Source organism: Pseudoalteromonas sp. GW168-MNA-CIBAN-0100, from assembly GCF_040309225.1.
GTDB classification, from domain to species: Bacteria; Pseudomonadota; Gammaproteobacteria; order Enterobacterales; family Alteromonadaceae; genus Pseudoalteromonas; species Pseudoalteromonas arctica.
In genome coordinates this window covers 1-239 of the sequence record NZ_JBEOOL010001034.1, presented here as the reverse complement: position 1 = coordinate 239, position 239 = coordinate 1, and the positions used below count along the sequence as shown (strand labels likewise).

The following is a 239-nucleotide window of genomic DNA, read 5'->3' as shown; positions in this document are numbered from 1 at the left end:
GCCCCCCTTAATAAAAGGATAAACTCATCTCCGCCGATACGCGCGAGTGTATCTTCTTTGCGTAATGTGCTTTTTAGTCTTTGGGCAATAGTTTTCAAAACGAAGTCACCGGTTTCGTGACCGTATTTGTCATTAATGGGTTTAAAATTATCTAAATCTAAATAGGCTACGGCGAGCTTTTGCTCAGATGTAATGGCTTGTTGGAGTTGATCAATTAAAATAGGGCGGCTTGCTAAGCC

Annotated in this window: 1 protein-coding gene; it reads right to left on the bottom strand. The window is 41.4% G+C overall.

Annotated elements, in window-relative coordinates; all coding sequences use genetic code 11:
* Nucleotides 1-239: GGDEF domain-containing protein (locus AAEY62_RS24490; RefSeq protein ID WP_350637085.1), on the bottom strand; the 239-nt coding region annotated here is incomplete at both ends.